The sequence below is a fragment of the Bradyrhizobium sp. Arg237L genome, from assembly GCF_029990105.1.
Lineage (GTDB): Bacteria > Pseudomonadota > Alphaproteobacteria > Rhizobiales > Xanthobacteraceae > Bradyrhizobium.
Genome location: NZ_JAQMIL010000095.1, coordinates 18,557 through 33,881, shown reverse-complemented (window position 1 = coordinate 33,881; position 15,325 = coordinate 18,557). Strand labels below are relative to the sequence as shown.

The following is a 15,325-nucleotide window of genomic DNA, read 5'->3' as shown; positions in this document are numbered from 1 at the left end:
CCTACCCCCGTGCTTTTTGTTGCACGGGACCCACGGGTGCAACCAGCACCCGGCTTTCCCTGCGCCCTCTGCTCAATGAGAGGGTGGAACGAGACGCAAAGCTCGGACGCAAAGCGCCGCGAGAACGCGGACTCACATCCCGTCCGTTGCTTGACAGATAAATCAGGACTTATCCCGTCATTGCGAGCGGAGCGAAGCAATCCATGCCTCCGCGTGCGGCGCGATGGATTGCTTCGCTCCGCTCGCAATGACGCACCAGGAGAGAGCAGCGCACTCAACCCTTTCCCCTCAGCCTGAGGAGGCCGCGCCGCGGCCGTCTCGAAGGCCGAGGCCACCCGGCGGGGCCTCATCCTTCGAGACGCCCGCTGCGCAGGCTCCTCAGGATGAGGGGCAAGCAGCGTGCACCTTGGACAGATCGTCGCACTTTTGCGGCGCAACATGCGCGGTGATGTCGGACCCTGCTAACGGGCAATGGCAATTTGGTCGGCTTCTCTGTATTGGTGCGGCTGGCATACAAAACTTGGGGCGGGTGATTGGCGCGCCCCGCAATGAAGCGGGAGGAAATATGCGTAAGTTGGTGTTGGCTGCGGCATCGGTCGTGGCAATTGCGTTTGCCGGGCCGGCGGCGGCGGACGATCCGATCGTCATCAAGTTCAGTCACGTCGTCGCAACCAACACGCCGAAGGGGCAGGCGGCCGAAAAGTTCAAGGAACTGGCCGAGAAATACACGGGCGGCAAGGTGAAGGTCGAGGTCTACCCGAACTCGCAGCTTTACAAAGACAAGGAGGAGCTCGAGGCCCTGCAGCTCGGCGCGGTGCAGATGCTGGCGCCCTCGAACTCCAAGTTCGGCCCGATCGGGGTCAAGGAATTCGAAGTGTTCGATCTGCCCTACATCCTCCCCGACCTCGCCACGCTGCGCAAGGTCACCGACGGTCCGCTCGGCGCCAAGCTTCTGAAATTGCTCGAGCCGAAGGGCATGATCGGCCTCGCCTACTGGGACAACGGCTTCAAGCAGATGAGCGCCAACAAGAAGCTGATCGAGCCGGCGGACTACAAGGGACTGAAGTTCCGGATCCAGTCATCGAAGGTGCTGGAGGCGCAGTTCCGCGCGCTCGGCGCGATCCCGCAGGTGATGGCGTTCTCCGAAGTCTACCAGGCGCTGCAGACCGGCGTGGTCGACGGCCAGGAGAACACCTGGTCGAACATCTACACCCAGAAGATGCACGAGGTGCAGAAGTACATCACCACTACCAATCACGGCTATATCGGCTACATCGTGGTCGTGAACAAGAAATTCTGGGAGGGCCTGCCGCCCGACATCCGCGAGCAGTGCGACAAGGCGATGAAGGAAGCAACCGCCTATGGCAACGGCCAGTCGCAGAAGGAGAACGACGACGCACTCGCGGAGATCAAGAAGACCGGCAAGAGCGAGATCCTCACGCTGACGGCCGAGCAGGATTCAGCGATGCGCAAGGCGATGGAGCCGGTCTACAAGGACGTCGCCAAACGCGTCGGTCAGGGCCTGATCGACGAGTTCGTCAAGGAGACCAAGGGCGCGACGAACTGAGAAGTGTTGATTGGGGCGCACTCTCCGTCATGGCCGGGCTTGCCCCGGCCATCCACGTCTTTGTGGATGCCCGGCGATCTGCGCGAAGACACCTTCCGCGCTGAGCCGCGCATGACGGATTCACTGTAGACGGGGGGACTCTTGATACTGCTCCGCATCCTCGACCGGCTGGAGGAGATATTGATCGCGACGCTGATGGCGGCCGCGACTCTCATCATTTTCGTGGCCGTATGCCATCGCTATTTGATCGGCATTCCCTTGCTCTATCCGATCCTGTTCCCGATCAACCTGTCCTGGGCGCAGGAACTGTGCATCTACATGTTCGTGTGGGTGGCGAAGTTCGGCGCGGCCTATGGCGTGCGCACCGGCATCCATGTCGGCGTCGATGTGGTCGTCAACCAGCTCAGATCGCCGTGGCGCAACATCGTGGTGCTATTCGGCCTGTTCTGCGGCGCCTTCTTCACCGCCGTGATCGGCACCATGGGTGCGAAATTCGTCTATGGGTTGATGCATACCGACCAGGTCTCGCCTGATCTCGAGATACCGAGCTGGTTCGTCTATCTCTGCATTCCGCTCGGCTCCTATTTGATGTGCTTCCGTTTCCTGCAGGTCGCCTGGCATTATTTCCGCACCGGCGAATTGCCGCATCACGACCATGCCCGCGTCGAGGGCGTCGAGGTCGATGCGCCCGGCGCGGGCGTCGCGGAGGTGACGCGATGACGAGCCTCTTCATCTTCGGGCTGCTCATCGCCTTGATGCTGACGGGCATGCCGATCTCGATCGCGCTCGGCATGACCGTGCTCACCTTCATCTTCACGATGACCAGCGTGCCGACGGAATCGGTGGCGCTGAAATTGTTCACCGGCATCGACAATTTCGAGATCATGGCGATCCCGTTCTTCATCCTGGCCGGCAATTTCCTGACCCATGGCGGCGTCGCCCGCCGCATGATCACATTTGCAACCTCGATGGTCGGGCATTGGCATGGGGGGCTGGGGCTTGCCGGGGTAATGGCCTGCGCGCTGTTTGCGGCGGTGTCGGGCTCGTCACCGGCGACCGTGATCGCGATCGGCTCGATCATGATGCCGGCGATGGTCGCCCAGGGCTTTCCGAAGCGCTTCGGCGCCGGCGTGATCACGACCTCGGGCGCGCTCGGCATCCTGATCCCGCCGTCGATCGTGATGGTGATCTATTGCGTGGCGACCGGCGGCAGCATCGCGCTTGATCCGGCCGGCCATCGCGTCTCCTCGGCTTCCGTCGGGCAGATGTTCATCGCCGGCGTGATCCCCGGGCTGATGCTCGCCACGCTATTGGGGCTGACGACATTCTATCGCGCCTGGCGCAACGATTATCCGCGGCTGCCGCGCGCGAGCTGGGCGGAGCGGTTCACGGCGTTCCGCAAGTGCGTCTGGGGACTGCTGTTGATCCTGATCGTGCTTGGCGGCATCTACGCCGGCATGTTCACGCCGACGGAGGCCGCCGCCGTCAGCGCGGTGTACGCCTTCGTCATCGCCGTCTTCGTTTATCGCGACATGTCGCTGAAGGATGTGCCGAGGGTGCTGCTCGGCTCGGCCAATATGAGCGCGATGATCCTCTACATCATCACCAACGCGGTGCTGTTCTCGTTCCTGATGGCGAACGAGAACATTCCGCAGCAGATCGCGGCTTGGATCACCTCGGTCGGCGTCGACTGGGTCATGTTCCTGCTGGTTGTCAACGTGCTGCTGCTGCTCGCCGGCAACGTGATGGAGGCGTCCTCGATCGTGCTGATCATGGCGCCGATCCTGTTTCCGGTGGCGGTCAAGCTCGGGATCCATCCGGTGCATTTGGGCATACTGATGGTGGTCAACATGGAGGTCGGCATGTGCCATCCGCCTGTCGGCCTCAACCTCTATGTCGCTTCCGGCATCGCCAAGATGGGCATCACGGAACTGACGATCGCGGTGTGGCCGTGGCTTGTGACGATGCTGATCTTCCTCGGTCTCGTCACCTACGTTCCCGAGATCTCGCTGTGGCTGCCGCGCGCGCTCGGCATGTTGTGAGGACTTAACCACGGGGGATTACATCTTGGTAAGGGAACGCTCCCTGTCCAAACTGTAAGTTGCGGCGCGGGCAGGGCGGTCTCATCTTCAGGCAACCTTCAAAGGAGGTTCGCATGAAGAAAGTTCTGCTCGCCAGCGTCGCGGCGCTCGCCATCGCCGGCTCGACCATCGCCTACGCCCAGCATCGCCCGTGGATGCATGGCCCGATGCGGATGAACCCGGAGGACCGCGCGGCCTTGCTCGATGCACGGATCGCCGCGGTCCATGCCGGGCTCAAGCTCAACGCCGACCAGGAGAAGCTGTGGCCGCCGGTCGAGGCCGCGGTGCGCGATTTCGCCAAGCTCCGGATCGACCGGGCCAATGCGCGGATGGAGGCGGAGAAGAACGCCGATGCGCAGCAGAAGCCGGATGATCCGGTCACCCGGCTGCGCGAGCGCGCCGACAACATGGCAGCCAGCGCCGCCGCGCTGAAGAAGATCGCCGACGCCGCCGATCCGCTCTACAAGACGCTCGACGACAACCAGAAGCGCCGGCTCACCCTCCTGACCCACATGGACCGCCGTTTTGGGGGTGAAGGCTGGCGCCGCCACCGCTTCGACCGCGGCTTCGACCGCGACGATCGGGGCGACCGCGACGGCGGCTTTGACCGAGGCGGCTCCGGCAGGCTCTGAGCTTGCCGATTGGCAATCGACCTAACCATCGGAAAAGCCGCCGGAATCCGTCGGTTTTTCCTAGTCCCGGGCGCCTTGCCAAAGCACGGGAAAACCTCATCCAGCTTGCTGGACATCGCGGGGGCGCTTTGCTAAACGACGGCCCTCGCAACGAGGTCCTCCGGACCCGTTTCCGGGCGCATAGCTCAGTTGGTAGAGCAGCTGACTCTTAATCAGCGGGTCCCAGGTTCGAGCCCTGGTGCGCCCACCATCCTTAAGGGATTGGCCCGCAAGGGCTTTTTTTAAATTCCTCGGCAGAACAAACCGGGTCTCGTGCGACGCTTTTAATGGTCGTACGTCGCACGCCGTGCGACGAGTCGGATAATTAGGGCCGAAGCCCATCCACCGCTGAAACGCGCAGCCAAATGAGACCTACCGGTCTGCGTTCAGCTCTTAATGCCTTCCTTCCGCACCTGCAATTCAAGCCTGTCGATACCGGAATCGGCGCGAGCCGCATTGCGGGCGCGGTAGTGCTTCACGATAGTCTGCGCGCTTCGGTATGAATGCCCAGTGATGTCGCAGATCGTCAGCAAGTCGCAGCCAGCCCGATCGAGAAGCATGACGCAGGTATCGCGTAGGTCTTGGTCGTGCTTTTGGTCGAGTTCGCCGGCGCCGTTGACGAACATCAGCGCCGGGCAAGGCTTTAGACGCCATGCTGTCTCATGGCCATTGCTGTCGCGAGCGGTCTGCGCATCCAGCCATTCCGCTAATGCGCGCTTGCGCTGATCGACCGCTCGAGCGCGCTGCGCCTTATTCTCCTCATCGAGAGGAAAGGGGGCGAACAGCTTGTCGCCGTTCTTAATCAGTTCGGCGTTCAGTCGCTCTGCGCGGACAATTGCCTGGCGCGCGTTGTCGCACGCAAGAAAGCCAAAGATTGCGACGGCTCGGGCGGTCGACACCCAATGGCGATAGGTACTCTCGTCGTAAGGCTCACCATTGTCCTCGTTGACCACGAGTTCGGGTGGGACCTTATCCAGTTGAAGCCGAAGCTTGAGTTCCTTTATTCGTGCACGCGAGGCATTTAGTCGTGCGCTGAGTTGTGGCGCCTCTTTGATATCGACAAGCTCGCCGGTCTTGCTCCGCCGGAACGCGTGCCGGCCCTCGACGTCGCTCTCATTGCGCATAATTAGACGGTCAGTCTGACGCTGCCCGGTGAACAACGCCAGATGGAAGCTGTCCCCGACCGAAGGCCGTTCGATCGCATCGGCTGCAGCGACCCAAGCGGAAAATTCGGACATCGCAACCTGTACGATGCGTCCGTCTGGATGATCGAACTCCATACCTTCTCGCGGGTTGGGTCCGAGGCGCCACAAGACGCTTTCCTGTCCCCAAGTGAATGCCGCTGAGAGCGTGGCTATCATCGAGAGCGCCATATGATGGCCGCGAGCCGATTTCGCATAATTATAGAAGGCGCGGAATTCCGGTTTGCCGATTGATGTCGGAGTGGCAGTTGCAATCGCCTCGAGTTCTCGTACGGGCTCGGCCACACCGAGCAGCTTGGCGGCACGGATCTCGGCACGCATCCTAGCCGCGGATTCACGTGATTGCGGTCGGTACAAGATGGCGGAGATACATTTGCGATAGGAAGATTGTGAGGCAGACGATAGCGCCTTGAATTCAACCGACTTACTCCAATCGTCCAATAGGTCTTCGATCGTAGAACGCTTCCGGATCGTAATTTTCTTCGGCAGCTTGCCGGCGCGGCGCGCCGCCTCGATTTCTGACTTTCGTTTGTCTGAAAAGTCTGATGCTTCTTGGAGATTGAACCACGCACCGACCGGACGTCCTTTTTCATCGTACGGCGGATGGCGCAAGTCGGCATCGACAAAGCCGAGAGCTCTGGTATAAGCGCCGTGCGACGAGCGAGGACGGCCATCACGCCACTTCACATGGGGAAACTTGGGATCGGCCATAAAGAGCCTCAGTGCCAGTAAGAGATGGCACCCATTGGAATCTAGCGCGATCTAGTCTGTCAAGAGTCGTGCTGGCCGTAAGCTCTCCGCAGCCGCTCGCGGTGATCCTCGTCGCTTGCTGCTGGCGGCGGCGCGAATGCGTCATTAGCAATCGTCTTTGGGCGCATAGGATGATGTCGGGTAAGCCAAGCATCGAAGCCGGTGCATTCCCATTTCAGCGGTCCTCGCTCGCTGATCGGCGAAGGCAAGCCATCGCGCTCGTGCCTGAGGCGGCGCGTGCGATAGAATGTATCCAGAGAGATGCCAATCGCGGCCGCGACCTCGGTCGAAGAATAGGGTGGCTGCATGCTCTCGGGGCGTAAATGCATAATGCCTCGCCGCTCTTGGCCTTTTGACTGAAGTCTTGGTGAAGCAAAATGAGCAGATAAGATTACAGGCGAAAAGCATTCCCCATCGCGCGGAGGGAATTCGGCTTCTTTAGAGTACGAATAGGATGCCCCGGTGCTAACATGTCCGACATTCGTCCGCCGCTCTCGGGGGTTCGCGTAACCGGTGCGGCGAACGAACTCGCGCATCACGAGGGCGCACATTTCACTGGCCGGTCAGCGGACTCGAACGTGCAACCAGACCGTTATGAGCGGCGGGATAGCGATTGGCTTCGTTGATTTTGCTGACTTTTTGTTTGAATCTGATCGCGTTCGTTGCGCTTCGGCCGGGTCGTTTCTGGTGGGAAACTGGCGCGGTAACGCCTGCTCATGCAGACCAGCCGGGCCTGACATCCGTAAGGTCTCCATCGCAGGGCTCTCCTCACGAGATCATCAAGCGGATCGACTTTACCCTCTCAAGGCTGAAACAGGGGTTCGATTCCCCTAGGGAGCGCCAGTAAACTCAAGCACTTAGGCAGCCACCAACCGCGTTCGTCGAATAATCGTTGAATAAGACGCTGGTGAACAGCGGCGAACGCTGGCGGAATTTGCTCCCGATATTGGCAGAGCAGCCTGAGCACGATGCCTCGCTGTGACTGGCGCAATCGCAAAAAATTTCCTCGTCGTCCTTGGTGTCCGGAAATATCCAAACCACCGCTGACATGCGCTGTCGTACGCGAGCGCCCTCGGATGCTCGCATTGACGTTGCCTATCGCACAATCAACTCTCGCCCCGTCGAGCCTTGTACGAATAGGGAGGGCAGCACGTGAGATACAATCGACGAGAGATAACTGGCGGACAATCGTCACGAGTCAATCTATCCGCTCCGAAAGCCGCAGAACCGAGCACAATGCCATTCGCCGAGCGGCTCACCTGCACGATTGACGATGCATGCGAAGTGACCGGCTTGGGGCGCACGAAGCTTTACGAGTTGATAGGAGCTGGGCGTATCGTCACGACAACGATCGGACGCCGACGACTAGTAGTGGTGCGCTCGCTTGTGGCGCTCCTTGACACCAACATGCCGAACTAATGGACCTGCAACTTAGGAGATGTGCGTTTGCCCGGTAAGTGGTTCGAAGGATGGACCATCGGGGTCGCCGGTGCTGACCACCAAAAAGTCGCTTACGAATATTTGAGCGTTGCTGGAGGCTGGATCCTGCAATCCTAGAGGGCGTCGGCCTCTTGCATGGCAATGATCCCTCCGGTGCGCTCGATCGCGATTTTCGAAAGGCGGCGCTTGCCCGCTTCCTTCGAAAGGCCGCCGGCAAGGCTGGGATGGAGAATGAAAACGAGGCGCTTCTAGCGGCTTGACCTTCCGACCGCCCACGTTGCATCCGATTGATCCTTGACTGACCCGGATGCTGGTCTCGGGGGAACGTGCTACTGTCGCCGACCCCACACTCCAGCGAGCCTTCCATGAGCCGCGACCCAGATAATTGGTACGAGGAAGAATACTGGGAAGAGATCGGTCGGCAGGAGGACATCGCCAAGGCGATCAAGAATCTATCCCATCAACCAATCCGGGATTTCTTGGGCACGTACGGTGACGCGATCGACACGCGGCTCGACGACATTGTTGCGCAGGCGCGCTATGCCCGCCAAGGCGGATACCCTCGCTTTGCCGTCATCGGTTCGGTGACCGCAATTGAACTGATCACACGCTATTTGCTCGTTGAGCCGTTACTGCAGGGCGCGTTCCTCTCCGGGAGTTGGGCCAAAATTCTTACTCGGCATATAATCCAACACGGCAAACAGGCAATCCAACGCGAGCTCCTGCCAAGCGTCCTAAGCATGTACGATATCAAGCTCGTCGAGCTAAAGCTCTCGGATGGATCGCCTCTCTGGAAGACGTTCGTCACGGTCATCGTCCCCAAACGCAATGCGATCGCTCACGATGGGGAGAGTGCTTCACCTGACGAAGCAGATCTCGCACTCGAGTGTGCCAACACGTTGAGAAAAGAGGTGGTTGCGCAGGTGGCCAAAAAAATGGACTTTGATCTCGAAAACAATGGCTCCTGGCACAATCACGTCGACGCGGACGCAATGGCATACGAACCGAAGACACTGTTTGACCAATCCGAGCCCAAAAAGCCAACACCGCCAACTGACCCTCAGCAGCCGAAGGGATTTATGAAATTTCTAACGCGACGCGGCAGTTAGTGGAACTAAAGGCAGCGACGATGTTGTCGCGCTCGACCTTACGTCGATCGACCTTTAGCTTTTTAGGTCGGTGCAAAGCCGGGTCGCGTCACCCGCAACTGATCAGCCGTCCGCACGGGTCAGCAATACGCAGATATCATCTTTCGGCGTGAGGATCGTAGTACGGATCTTCGCGCGTGTGACGCTGACGCGAAAGTTCTGGCGCGCCTGAGTCATCGCTCCGGTTCGCACGTTCCCTCCGACGATTCGGTCTGGGTTGGCTACGATCTCACCTCTGGCGCGCCTAGGCCAACCCTCGAAGATGATAACTTCGTCAAACTGCTTGCCCTTTGCCTTGTGCATGTTCATCACAACGACGCCTGATTCCGGCTTGTGCGCTGTGGCGAAATGCTCCTGCACGAAGGCTTGCCGTGTTATTGCCAACGCATTGCGATATCCGCCAAAGTCGCGCCAATCTTGCAAGAGTCCCTGCCGAAGCTGAGTTCCCCGTTCCAGCAGTCGTACATTTCGGACCTCCTTGGCGACGTCTTTGAGACGTGAACAACCGCCAGCGTCGAGGATCGAGCGAACCGCGACCCAATCCCTATCCGGATCTCCTGTCAGTACCAGCGAGCTTGCCGACCTATAGATCTCATCAGTGGCCTTCAAAACGCTCTTCGCGGGCGCCGGCCTTCCCTTTGCGAGAACTTCATTCCATTTTGCCAGCGCGGCCCGAAAGCGTGCCGCTTCTTCCAAGTCGCCCTTCGTCGGCGCAGCTCCTCCACGCCCGTGGAAATATCGCTTCCAATACACGTGCGACCGTCGCGCGAGCAAAACTCAAAAATAGGATTCTCTGGCCTTGCCGAAGCGCCACGCGCGCAATCTTCGCCGCCTTAAGGATGGAGACCGTCGTCTTTCCGGATCCGGGGCCGCCGGTCACGAGCTGATGACCATCAGCGCGCAGGACGTCCTTTTGCCCATCGGTCAGCTCGACCATATTTGTACTCGCTCAGCTAGCTGGATCGACGAGCACCGAATCTTCATCCCGCATTCGGTGGCGCTGGCGGCAAGGGAGGAAGAGGGGGGAGTGGAAATGGAAATGGCGGTGGGTCGCACGCAAACTTGAGTGCTAAGCAGGTATCGCGAAGCCACTGCGGGATCTCGCTCTCGTTGCATTGAGCAAGAAAATCCGCGATGCCCCAATTTCCCTTTGCCCAACCGAAATATTCCTTCAGTGCGGCGAGAGCCTGTGCCTTCGGGTTGGGGTATTTCGTCAGCAGGTGAGGGGGCCACTGCAGAGCGTCGGCGAACCGCTCCAGCGCCGCCTGCGTCGTGTTCTTCAGGATGAGATCCTCGATCCCCTTCTCGCTGTGCATGAAGACGCGTTCGACCTGAGTCTCGATTGCTGCCCTTGCCTCATCTGTTTGTTTGTCGCAGAGTGCAAAGGTGCGCTTGCCAAGCGCCTTATAGAGCTTCGCCAGATCTGCGATCTGGCTTTCGGTTCCGGCATCGATCACGCAGATACCAAGAGCTTCTACCGAAGCGTAGGTCGTGGGATTCAGTTCGGCTAGCCGACGCGCCGCGACCGGTAGCGACGTCGCCTCCGTCGCGCCCTCGGCGATGAGCACGCGGCGGGCCAGTAGACCTTCGCAGAATCGCGTCCGGAACTCCTGACGATAGCGTTTGTGCTTCACACTTTCCGGCAGTTCGATCTTGGCAGCGGTCAGGACGCCATCATCTGAACGCGACACAATTACTGTCTGTTCGAGGGCAAATTCCTCCAGAACGTAGGGCGAATGCGAAGTGAAGATCGATTGCGCCGACAGCTTCCGCAGCTCATGAACAATTCGCTTCTGAGCATAGGGCGGAATTGCCGTCTCGACCTCTTCCATCGCAAAGATTACGTTCTGCTTGTCCTCGGCTATCTGGGACAGCAGTGCGAGCACTAGCATATTGATCGTGCCAGTTCCCTGGCGATAGAAGGGTGCCGCATGGTCGCCGCTGCCGGTTGCGATAAACGCCGTCACCACCTTCCGCAAATGCTCCCGAGTCAGGCTGGACACCTTGAGATGCGGGCTAACGCCCCATTCGCGGGGAACATATTTCTTCAACGACTTGTTTATGCTCTCGAGTACGCCCGAAATGCCAAACTCCGGGTCGCTTGCCACATCAAAACCTGCGAGAGTCTTCAGGGTGCCCTCCCACATCTGAGGGCGGATTTCCTTAAGTCGCAGGATGATGTCGAGCAAGCTGCCATGCTCGAGGCTGAGTGCTCGTGATCCAGTTCGCAGGGATCGCAGGAACAAGAAGCCGCAGTGTTGCTTGTCTTTCTTTGAGAATGGGGTCGGCGTCTCTTCCTCTGAAAGAGTTCGGGTAAAGTAAGTGTTCCCGATGAAGTCGTCTTCCTCGGCATCGTATTCACCGATGAATGTCACCCTCAGAGCGGCAACGATGTCGGCCGCGTCGACACCGGCGGGATCCGGCTCATCGTAAAAGACGCCAGCGCTGGTCTTTAGCCATTCCACCTGGCCCCCAAAGCGCGCCTGTTGTTCCAGCGAAAGGTTGGTAATTGTAACTTCGATCCTGATTTTCGGTGGCTCCACCAGGGGTACAGCATCGTCCTCCCCATTGCCTTCGTCGTCAGCATCAGGAGTTTCCGCACGATACTTGCCCTGATAAAAATCGTGCTCATCCACCGGAGGGCGTCGATTCAGCCGATCGGGACCAAGCACGAGATCAATTGCTTCAAGCACGGATGATTTGCCGGCGTTGTTGTCGCCGATGAGGATCGCGTTGTCTGGCAGAACAAGGGTCGCTGCGCGGATACCCCTGAAATTCTCGATAGTAACAGAATGAATCTTCATTATCTCTACACTCAATCTAGCCGCGAGAAGTGCGCGACATTATCATTTAAGTAGCCGCTTGATATCCGCCTTTCGGCGGAAGCGCATAAGCGCTCGGATGCAGGGATCCTTGGGGAAAGAGGCCGTCCCGGTGGCAACTTGCATCGACGCGATCTAGGCCATCGTCCGAACCGCAGGCTTGTGCCTGGCGAGCCGTCTGAGGCTTGAACACGCATCAACGCGCTCGGGCCCGATGAGCCTGGCGACCCAGCCGAATTGCTGCTCTCGGACTTGCATTCTGGCAATACGAAGTGCGTTAAAGGTTGCGTCCGCCAGTCGTGCGTCTCCTAATGAGGCCCGAATTGTACCGTGTGAGAGGATATCGATAGTCGTAACAAGCCTCACGGAGTCAAATCGATCCGCCGCGAGCCGCGTTGCCTTCTTTTCATCGATGGCTGCCGAACAGCCTTTAGCGTGAGCGAAAGCGATGGTTGCGGCCTCACCATCGCCAAGGGACTCTGAGGCGCGACCCGATACAAGTCCAAAGAAGGTTTCCAGTGCGATCCCCTCGAGCTCGCGGACCAGCAAGAGGCGATCGTGGATGGCCACGACGCAAGTTTCGAACATGTTCGAGGCCAGATTGGCAAAGGCGGAGACAAGCTCATTCCCGTCTTTCTGTCCGTCGACGAACAACGGGATCACGGCAAGGAACTGGAGGAGTGGCGTGGCAAGCGTTTCAAATCGGAATATCTGCCGCTTGTGCGTCCCTTCTCGGCGGTCCCAAACCTGATGAGGCGCGTTCGCGACGCTGGCGTTCGGATCGCGGTTGCTTCCTCGGCCAAGAAGGATGAAGTCGATCAGTATCTCGACATCGCTCGCGTCGCCGATCTCGTGGACCTCACAACTTCTTCCGACGACGTAGATGAATCAAAACCGGCGCCGGACATTTTCAATGTCGTTCTCAAGAAGCTTAAGATCGACGGCGCCGACGCCGTCGCGATCGGTGATACGCCGTACGATGCGGAAGCGGCCGGTAAGGCGGGAGTTCGCACGGTCGGCGTGCTCTGCGGAGGCTTTGCGGAAGACGAATTGAGGAAAGCCGGGTGCGCCGAGGTGTATCCGGGGCCCGCTGCGCTATTGGCCTGTTTCGGACGATCTTTGCTGTGCAATTAGCCGGTTGTCGCGCCTCAGTGCTCCTCGCCTGCTCAGCTCTAGATTGCTCTGCAAAATAGGAGCGATATGGCTGCGGTGAACAAGACTTCCAGAAGATCGACCTCAAGCGCAGGCATTCTCGCATACCGCAAGGGCGCGCGCGGGCTCGAGGTTCTGCTGGTTCATCCCGGCGGTCCGTTCTGGCGCAACAAGGATGATGGCGCCTGGTCCATTCCTAAGGGCGAAATCGATGCCAATGATCCTCCGGAGAACGTCGCTCGACGCGAATTTGCCGAAGAACTCGGCCCAAGCGCTTCGATTGGTCCACTCAAGGCGCTAGGGGAAGTCCGACAGCGAGGAGGGAAGCGCGTCGTCGCATTCGCCGGCGAGGGCCACTTTGATCCGGCAGCGCTGACCAGCAATACCTTCGATATCGAATGGCCGCCCCGAAGCGGTCGACGGTTGAGTTTTCCCGAAGTCGACCGCGCGGAATGGTTCGATATCGAGCTCGCGCGAACCAAGATGCTGTCCGCTCAGGTAGAGTTTCTCGATCGTCTGGCAATCGCGATTGAGAGCGCCGGGAAATGATGTTCAGGATTGGAATCATTTCGGATACGCACGGCCTGTTGAGGCCCGAGGCGGTACGAGGCCTGACGGGCGTCGATCACATCATCCATGCCGGCGACATCGGGCGCCCTGAGATCGTCGACGCGCTTCGCCGGATCGCGCCCGTCACGGCCATTCGTGGAAACGTGGACAATGGTGAATGGGCTCGCGACTACTCCGACACGAACCTTGTGCGCCTGGCGGGAAAGTCGGTCTACGTTCTGCACGACTTGAAAACGATGAAGGCCGACCGCGGTGCCGGCATCGACGTGATCGTCTCCGGGCATTCCCACGTGCCGAAGATCGACACGGTCGGTGGCGTTCTCTATCTGAATCCCGGCAGCGCGGGACCCCGGCGTTTCAAGCTGCCGATCACGTTTGCGACGCTCGAACTCACGCCTGACGGCATGCGACCGGAAATCCACCACCTTGCAGGCGACTGAGTGCCACCGCGGAGGGAATTCGACCGGAGGAGGCGAGTGCGTCAATCCTTTTTGCCGACTTTCGTCGAAGGGAAGCTCTATTTGCGCGGACGTTCTCGCTCGCGCACGACGTCCTTCGCCCGCTTGTCGGACCTGAGCCCAAGGTAGACGGGCTGGCGCAGTTCGCCCTTGCTCGTCCACTCCGCGAATTTGACCTCGGCAACCAACGAGGGCCTGACCCAGGTCGTGGCGGCCTCGTCCTTCACTTTGGCAGGGAACGGTGATTTAGGGGTCGTCAGCTTCACGAGCTTGGCATGGAGGTCTTCCAGGACCTTGTGGCTGAAGCCAGTGCCGACATGTCCGATATAGCACCATGCGTCGTCTTCCCGCACGGCGAGGACCAGGGCGCCGAAGAACGGCCTGGTGCGCCTCGGCGCCGTGAAGCCCGCGATCACCACTTCCTGCCGCTTTGCTGTCTTGACCTTCAGCCAATCCGCCGTCCGGCTTCCGGACACATAGGCGCTGTCGGCGCGCTTCGCCATGACGCCTTCCAGACCCTTTCGCTCGGCCTCGGCGAAGAATTTCGTGCCGCTCGCTTTGCGGTGACGGCTGAAGGCGATCAGCCGGTGACGCGGCAGGATCGCTTTCAGCCGCTCCTTGCGCTCGAGCAGAGGCTGTTTGCGCAGGTCCTCTGCGTTCTGAAACATGAGATCGAAGGCGCAATACAGGAGCTTCGCTTCATGGCGCAGCGCGTTCTGAAGCAGTTGGAAATGCGAAACGCCGTCCTTTCCGATCGCGACGAGCTCGCCGTCGATCACGGCATCGCCCTTCACGCCCTCCAGCGCTTTGGCGACCTCGATATAGCTGCGGCTGATGATCTTGCCGTTGCGGCTGTAAAGCGAAACCTTGCCCCGCCGGATTTCCGCGATCATCCGGAAGCCATCGTACTTATCCTCGAAAACCCAGCCGGGGTCGTCGAACGGCGCGTCGGTGAGCGTAGCGAGCATTGGCTGTAAGCGTTTGGACAGGGTCGACGTCCGGCTCATTCAATGGCCAATCCTTCGGAGCGTGTTGCGTAACGCACGGACGGCACCTTATCGCTCGAGGTGGCCAGGGCCGGTTCGATGAAGCCGGGGAAAAGTGCCTTGACACCGACAGCCGCCGGCCTTTTACGCTGAAACGCCACTGAAGAACCCCACGCTACAGCCGATTCAAATTGGCACAGTTCGAATCGTTCCGGAACCTGCGAATCCTTGTCGCGTTTGCTTCGATGTCACAACAGGAGGCACCGATGGCGGTAGCGAAGAAGAGCAAGACGGCGCGCGGACGAAAACAGGACCGGGCGCGGGTGGCGGACGGGCAGGACTACGAAGTGCGGTACTAGGCGAAGAAGACAGGAAAGTCGGCGCCTGCGGTGAAAAAGGCAGTCAAGAAGGTCGGCAACGCGCGCAAGCGTGTAGAGAAACGGCTGGGCCGCTGAGCCGGGGGCACGGTTGGCGTCGA

Annotated in this window: 13 protein-coding genes, 1 tRNA gene and 1 pseudogene; 10 read left to right on the top strand and 5 right to left on the bottom strand. The window is 59.6% G+C overall.

Translation table 11 applies throughout. The features are described from left to right. The first annotated feature begins 565 nt into the window (after positions 1 to 565). The 5 genes from OZ411_RS38320 (at position 566) to OZ411_RS38300 (ending at position 4,530) form a co-directional block, all read left to right on the top strand. A complete protein-coding gene (locus OZ411_RS38320; RefSeq protein WP_282532095.1) occupies positions 566 to 1,567 on the top strand; it encodes a TRAP transporter substrate-binding protein in 1,002 nt (333 codons plus the stop codon). Positions 1,568 to 1,711: 144 nt separating this feature from the next. Next, a complete protein-coding gene (locus OZ411_RS38315; RefSeq protein ID WP_282532097.1) occupies positions 1,712 to 2,287 on the top strand; it encodes a TRAP transporter small permease in 576 nt (191 codons plus the stop codon). Next, complete coding sequence (locus OZ411_RS38310) at positions 2,284 to 3,609, top strand: TRAP transporter large permease subunit (RefSeq protein ID WP_282532094.1); 1,326 nt, start codon at positions 2,284 to 2,286, stop codon at positions 3,607 to 3,609. The genes OZ411_RS38315 and OZ411_RS38310 overlap by 4 nt, the downstream gene beginning before the upstream one ends. Positions 3,610 to 3,722: 113 nt before the next feature. Continuing rightward, complete coding sequence (locus OZ411_RS38305) at positions 3,723 to 4,280, top strand: Spy/CpxP family protein refolding chaperone (protein WP_282532093.1); 558 nt, start codon at positions 3,723 to 3,725, stop codon at positions 4,278 to 4,280. A 174-nt stretch (positions 4,281 to 4,454) separates the two neighbouring features. Beyond that, positions 4,455 to 4,530 (top strand) — tRNA-Lys (locus OZ411_RS38300). A gap of 175 nt (positions 4,531 to 4,705) precedes the next feature. Here OZ411_RS38300 and OZ411_RS38295 read toward each other — a convergent pair. After that, positions 4,706 to 6,232, bottom strand: a complete 1,527-nt coding sequence (locus OZ411_RS38295) for a hypothetical protein (RefSeq protein ID WP_282532092.1) — start codon at positions 6,230 to 6,232, stop codon at positions 4,706 to 4,708. A 1,844-nt stretch (positions 6,233 to 8,076) separates the two neighbouring features. On the opposite strand from OZ411_RS38295, the gene OZ411_RS38290 reads away from it, so the two are divergent. After that, positions 8,077 to 8,820, top strand: a complete 744-nt coding sequence (locus tag OZ411_RS38290) for a hypothetical protein (protein ID WP_282532091.1) — start codon at positions 8,077 to 8,079, stop codon at positions 8,818 to 8,820. A 102-nt stretch (positions 8,821 to 8,922) separates the two neighbouring features. Here OZ411_RS38290 and OZ411_RS38285 read toward each other — a convergent pair whose 3' ends face one another. The 3 genes from OZ411_RS38285 to OZ411_RS38275 are packed head-to-tail and all read right to left on the bottom strand — an operon-like array spanning position 8,923 to position 11,663. Beyond that, positions 8,923 to 9,555 carry a hypothetical protein gene (locus tag OZ411_RS38285; protein ID WP_282532090.1) on the bottom strand — a complete coding sequence of 211 codons (633 nt, stop codon included), beginning with the start codon at positions 9,553 to 9,555 and terminating at the stop codon, positions 8,923 to 8,925. Beyond that, positions 9,509 to 9,796, bottom strand: coding sequence for an AAA family ATPase (locus OZ411_RS38280; RefSeq protein ID WP_282532089.1), 288 nt, complete (start codon positions 9,794 to 9,796; stop codon positions 9,509 to 9,511). The genes OZ411_RS38285 and OZ411_RS38280 overlap by 47 nt, the downstream gene beginning before the upstream one ends. A gap of 43 nt (positions 9,797 to 9,839) precedes the next feature. Further along, complete coding sequence (locus tag OZ411_RS38275) at positions 9,840 to 11,663, bottom strand: AAA family ATPase (protein ID WP_282532088.1); 1,824 nt, start codon at positions 11,661 to 11,663, stop codon at positions 9,840 to 9,842. 576 nt (positions 11,664 to 12,239) lie between these two features. Between OZ411_RS38275 and OZ411_RS38270 the strand changes: the two genes are divergently transcribed. From OZ411_RS38270 to OZ411_RS38260, 3 genes are all read left to right on the top strand, one after another. Beyond that, a complete protein-coding gene (locus OZ411_RS38270) occupies positions 12,240 to 12,815 on the top strand; it encodes an HAD family hydrolase (RefSeq protein ID WP_282532087.1) in 576 nt (191 codons plus the stop codon). Positions 12,816 to 12,881: 66 nt separating this feature from the next. Then, on the top strand, positions 12,882 to 13,382 hold the full coding sequence (locus OZ411_RS38265; RefSeq protein ID WP_282532086.1) for an NUDIX domain-containing protein: 501 nt from the start codon (positions 12,882 to 12,884) through the stop codon (positions 13,380 to 13,382). Next, positions 13,379 to 13,843 carry a metallophosphoesterase family protein gene (locus OZ411_RS38260; protein WP_282532085.1) on the top strand — a complete coding sequence of 155 codons (465 nt, stop codon included), beginning with the start codon at positions 13,379 to 13,381 and terminating at the stop codon, positions 13,841 to 13,843. Before OZ411_RS38265 ends, OZ411_RS38260 begins: the two co-directional genes overlap by 4 nt. Before the next feature lie 77 nt (positions 13,844 to 13,920). Here OZ411_RS38260 and ligD read toward each other — a convergent pair whose 3' ends face one another. Next, positions 13,921 to 14,868, bottom strand: a complete 948-nt coding sequence (gene ligD / locus OZ411_RS38255; protein ID WP_282532084.1) for a non-homologous end-joining DNA ligase — start codon at positions 14,866 to 14,868, stop codon at positions 13,921 to 13,923. A 245-nt stretch (positions 14,869 to 15,113) separates the two neighbouring features. Here ligD and OZ411_RS38250 point away from each other — a divergent pair. Then, positions 15,114 to 15,302, top strand: a pseudogene (locus OZ411_RS38250) (DUF3606 domain-containing protein). Positions 15,303 to 15,325: the final 23 nt, after the last annotated feature.

Coding starts and splice junctions, on each gene's coding strand:
- OZ411_RS38290 (WP_282532091.1), top strand. CDS start 8,077: ATGAGCCGCGACCCAGATAATTGGTACGAGGAAGAATACTGGGAAGAG.
- ligD (WP_282532084.1), bottom strand. CDS start 14,868: ATGAGCCGGACGTCGACCCTGTCCAAACGCTTACAGCCAATGCTCGCT.
- OZ411_RS38310 (WP_282532094.1), top strand. CDS start 2,284: ATGACGAGCCTCTTCATCTTCGGGCTGCTCATCGCCTTGATGCTGACG.
- OZ411_RS38275 (WP_282532088.1), bottom strand. CDS start 11,663: ATGAAGATTCATTCTGTTACTATCGAGAATTTCAGGGGTATCCGCGCA.
- OZ411_RS38280 (WP_282532089.1), bottom strand. CDS start 9,796: ATGGTCGAGCTGACCGATGGGCAAAAGGACGTCCTGCGCGCTGATGGT.
- OZ411_RS38305 (WP_282532093.1), top strand. CDS start 3,723: ATGAAGAAAGTTCTGCTCGCCAGCGTCGCGGCGCTCGCCATCGCCGGC.
- OZ411_RS38260 (WP_282532085.1), top strand. CDS start 13,379: ATGATGTTCAGGATTGGAATCATTTCGGATACGCACGGCCTGTTGAGG.
- OZ411_RS38265 (WP_282532086.1), top strand. CDS start 12,882: ATGGCTGCGGTGAACAAGACTTCCAGAAGATCGACCTCAAGCGCAGGC.
- OZ411_RS38320 (WP_282532095.1), top strand. CDS start 566: ATGCGTAAGTTGGTGTTGGCTGCGGCATCGGTCGTGGCAATTGCGTTT.
- OZ411_RS38295 (WP_282532092.1), bottom strand. CDS start 6,232: ATGGCCGATCCCAAGTTTCCCCATGTGAAGTGGCGTGATGGCCGTCCT.